At 61.9% G+C, this 3,762-nt stretch carries 4 protein-coding genes and 1 pseudogene; 3 read left to right on the top strand and 2 right to left on the bottom strand.

Annotated elements, in window-relative coordinates; all coding sequences use genetic code 11:
* The 3 genes and pseudogenes from dnaE to K8W16_RS03965 all read left to right on the top strand — a co-directional run.
* Positions 1-1,026 (top strand): annotated as a pseudogene (gene dnaE / locus K8W16_RS03955) (DNA polymerase III subunit alpha); the annotation flags it as partial.
* 181 nt (positions 1,027-1,207) lie between these two features.
* The gene (locus tag K8W16_RS03960; RefSeq protein ID WP_304121331.1) at positions 1,208-1,600 is read left to right on the top strand and encodes a 6-carboxytetrahydropterin synthase; all 393 of its coding nucleotides are present in this window, start codon (positions 1,208-1,210) and stop codon (positions 1,598-1,600) included.
* Positions 1,597-2,106 carry a hypothetical protein gene (locus K8W16_RS03965; protein WP_304121333.1) on the top strand — a complete coding sequence of 170 codons (510 nt, stop codon included), beginning with the start codon at positions 1,597-1,599 and terminating at the stop codon, positions 2,104-2,106. Before K8W16_RS03960 ends, K8W16_RS03965 begins: the two co-directional genes overlap by 4 nt.
* 274 nt (positions 2,107-2,380) lie before the next feature.
* Here the strand turns inward: K8W16_RS03965 and K8W16_RS03970 are convergent, their stop codons facing one another.
* On the bottom strand, positions 2,381-2,659 hold the full coding sequence (locus K8W16_RS03970; protein ID WP_304121338.1) for a hypothetical protein: 279 nt from the start codon (positions 2,657-2,659) through the stop codon (positions 2,381-2,383).
* A gap of 73 nt (positions 2,660-2,732) precedes the next feature.
* On the bottom strand, positions 2,733-3,762 hold a 1,030-nt coding region (locus K8W16_RS03975; protein ID WP_304121336.1), incomplete at its 5' end, for an AI-2E family transporter.

Here is a 3,762-nt window from a genome sequence, read left to right on the forward strand (position 1 = left end):
CTCGGCGGCGTGAAGAACGTGGGCGATGAAGCCATCAACGAAATCGTCCGTGCCCGCGAGGAGGGAGGTGAATACAAGTCGCTTCTCGACCTGTGCACCCGCGTCAACCTGCGCAAGGTGACCAAGCGCGTGCTGGAAAGCCTCATCAAAGGCGGAGCGTGCGACTGCTTCGGCGTGAGCCGCGCTGGCATGCTGGCAAGCCTCGACACCGTGGTCGCCCGGGCGCAGAAAAAGCAGAAGGAAAAGAACTCCCCGCAGATTTCCCTGCTCGCCTTCAGCCCTTCGGTGGAGGCCGCCCCCCTGCCCGGCATAGGTTTCCCCTGCGAGGAGCAGGACATACCGGAATGGGAGGACGATCAGAAGCTGGCCTTTGAAAAAGACGCCCTGGGCTTCTACCTCACAAGCCACCCTCTCCAGCCCTTCCGGCGCGACATGCAGAGGCTCGGCCTGCTCACTCTTGAGGAAATAGGCGAACTCGGCAAGGGTACGGTGAAAACCGGGGTGCTCGTGACGGCGGTCAAGGAATTCGTCACGAAAAAAGGCGATAAAATGGCCTTTGTCCAGGTGGAGGATCTGACCGGGCACGCGGAAGTGACTATTTTCCCCAAGACCTATGCGGCCATAAAGGAAGCGCTGCATGCGGAGCGCCCGCTCATCGAGCTCACCGGCGCCATCGACGTGAAAGAGGACGACAGCGAGGACGACGAGGGCGAAGACGAGGAAAGCCGCGTTAAGGAAATCAAGCTTCTCTGCGACACGGCCCGCCCCCTGCTCGAAGCCTGCATGAGCAGCGACCACCCCGTGGTGGTGCTCTACCCCGTAACCTGCACCGACGATGCGGACATAGCGGAATTCAAAGCCATTCTGGAAAAACACAAGGGGGAGTCCTCCGTACTGATACAGTTTGAGCTCAAGCACAAGAACTGCGTCATGGAACTCGGCCCCCGCTGGCGGGTGCAGGCCAGCCCCCAGCTCAACAAGGATCTGGAAGCCTGGGCGAAGGCCCGCACGGCCCTGCACCGGTAGGGCTCCGGGGCGGGAAGGAAAGCACGCCCTCCACGCGGCCGTTTTCTCCCGGAACTTCTGCCCGCGCCCGGCGTTTTCCGGCATAAACGGCGCCTCCGTTCCGCCCGGCCGGACGGAGGAAGGCTGGCCGCGCAACACTTTTTCCGCAAGCGCGCCTTGCGGCAAAACAGGAAATATTCCCATGAAAAAAGCGTTATGGAGGCTCACGGTGCGCGGCGATTTCGCATCCGCCCACGCCCTGCGCCACTATGAAGGCAAATGTGAAGAGCTGCACGGGCACAACTATCTGGTGGAGATGGTGGTGGAAGGGGAAAGCCTTACCCCCGATACGGAGCTTGTGGCGGACTTTACCCAGCTCAAGCGGGAACTTCGTGCCGAGCTTGCGCTCATCGACCACCGCTACCTCAACGAACTTCCCCCCTTCGACGTGATCAATCCCTCGTCGGAAAACCTCGCCCGCTACCTGTACCGGAAGATGGCGGAGCGCCTCTCGGGCCTGCCGGTACGTATGTACAGCATGACGGTGGGCGAAACTCCGCTGCAATCGGCCACTTATCAGGAAATCGAAGGGTGATCCTGCCTGCCGGCCCCCTTGCCCGGGCCCTTGCCCGCCGCGCCCTCCCCGTCATGGAGGAGCGCGCCGCGCTGTACGGTGCCTCCGCCTTTCTGGACTTCGGGCCCTTTCCCCTGCCCCGCCGCTGCCTTCCCGTCCTGCCCGGCCCGGAGGCGAAGCGCGGCGTATCCCCGGCGGTGCGCCCCCCGCGCGAAAAACTCTGCGCCGTGAGCTGTTTCTGCCTCACGCTCCTTGCCCCGGAAGAGTGCGGGGAGCTGATCCGGCGCATGGCCCTGCATGCGGGCCGCACCCTGCTTCTTGATTTCAAGGAGCCGGAACGCAATCTGGAATATCCGGCCTTCTTTCTCCTTGCCCCGCTCAGGCGCGCCCTCGGCGGAAGCGGAGATGCAAAACACGCGGGGCTGGAAGCCTTTCTCTATGAAGAGGGCCTGCGCCCCCTCTCCCGCCGTACCCTGTTCGGGGGCTCGCTCCGCCTGGTGGAGCTTTCAAGCGGCCCCCTTCCCTGAGCTTCTCCCCTTTTCTTTGTACAGCTCTTCCGGCTCAGACGTCCTTCCGCGCCTTCTCCGGTTTCCCCGCCGCCCTGCCGAGGCCTTCCGGACCGATGCTTCCCCGGGCTGAGGCGGCAGATGCCCCGGACTCAGGAAAAGGCGGCCATGCGGGCTCGGCCGCTCCCTTCCCGGCGAGCCTTTCTCCCCCCTTTTGCAGGCGCAAAAAAAGCCCCGCCCTTCCGTTCCGGCATGCCGTACGGAATAAAGCAGAGCTTCTGCGCGCCCTCTATCGCTATTTCTGCGGGATTTCCATGGAAGCGCCCTGCTCCACGGCCGGGGAAGGTTCTTCCGGTTCCGCCTTTTCCCCGGGCATACCCATGAGCGCGCCGAGCTGACCTTTAAAAATGATATGCGTGGCCGTCTGATCCGCCAACTCTCCGAGATCCATGAGCTTTTCCAGAAATTCCAGGATCTCTCCCCTGCGTTCCTCCACCGACCACTTGAAATCCTCTTCCAGATTGCCGGATTTCAGATATTCCTCAAGCTCGGCAATATATTTTGTATTGAGCATGGCCATACGCATCACTCCCTTGTCTTGCGCCCGGAGGGCATGGAAAAAAGGCAGGCGGACCTGCCGCTTCGACTCACAACTGCCTTCCCCCGCGGGAAAGCAGTTCGCTCTCCACCATGGCCTGCCGCGCCACGGCCACCATCACCGGCCCGGCGATGATGCCCACGGCCCCGAACACCGCAAGACTGCATACTATGGAAAGCAGAAGAACCACCATGGAAACCTCGATGCCCGTCTTGAGGAAATAAGGGCGCAAAAGGTTGTCCGAACCGGCGACCACGATGCCGCCCCAGGCCATGAGCATGAGCCCGGCCCCCAACGACTGTGTGGCCCAAAGATAAATGGATATGGGAAACCAGACAAGGGCCGTGCCCGCCAGAGGAATGACGGCGGTGAACACGGCGAGAAGCCCCCAGAAGGCAGGGTCGGGCACATTGAGGAAGCGCAGGCCGATGCCGGTGAGCGTGCCCTGAATGATGGGCACGAACACGATGCTGATGAATACGGAGCGGCTGGCGTTGTGCAGCACGGTGACAAAGCGCTCCACCATGTCCTCATGCCGGGGCAGTACCTGAAGGACGGCCCTGCGTATGGAAGGGGCGTAGACCACGATAAGGCAGGTGAACACCATGAAAAGGCACAGCGCCCACACCATGCCCATAGTGTCCCCCGCAAGGTTCAGGCCCTTGGAAAGGACGTTCTTGAGCACGGCGTTGACTACGGCGTTGAAGTCGTTCTCCAGTTTATCCAGATATTCCGGCGCGTTGGGTACGTTTTCCACAAAAACTCTGTGCGCTTCCCCCAGATAATAGGATATGGAGGGAGGAATGGCGTGCCCGGCCTGCCACCATGCGCTGAGCCTGCGCGCTCCTTCCAGGGCCTGCGGGACGACCATGACAAGCACGATGGTGATGGGCGTGGCCACGCATACCACCAGCCCGGCGGAAAAGAACACTATGGCCGAAGTCTTGGACATTCTCGCCCGCAGCCAGCGATATACAGGGAGCGTGAGCGCCGCGGTGACGGCCGCAATGAACACCGAGGTGGGGTATGGGGAAAGCAGAAGAAACCAGATGACGATAGCGAGTACGGCAAGGCAACGG

The sequence above is a fragment of the Mailhella massiliensis genome (assembly GCF_020741395.1).
In the GTDB taxonomy this organism is placed as follows: Bacteria; Desulfobacterota; Desulfovibrionia; order Desulfovibrionales; family Desulfovibrionaceae; genus Mailhella; species Mailhella massiliensis_A.

Bases quoted from the DNA above. Each gene is read 5' to 3' on its own strand.
- K8W16_RS03960 (WP_304121331.1), top strand. From the start codon at position 1,208: ATGAAAAAAGCGTTATGGAGGCTCACGGTGCGCGGCGATTTCGCATCC.
- K8W16_RS03970 (WP_304121338.1), bottom strand. From the start codon at position 2,659: ATGCTCAATACAAAATATATTGCCGAGCTTGAGGAATATCTGAAATCC.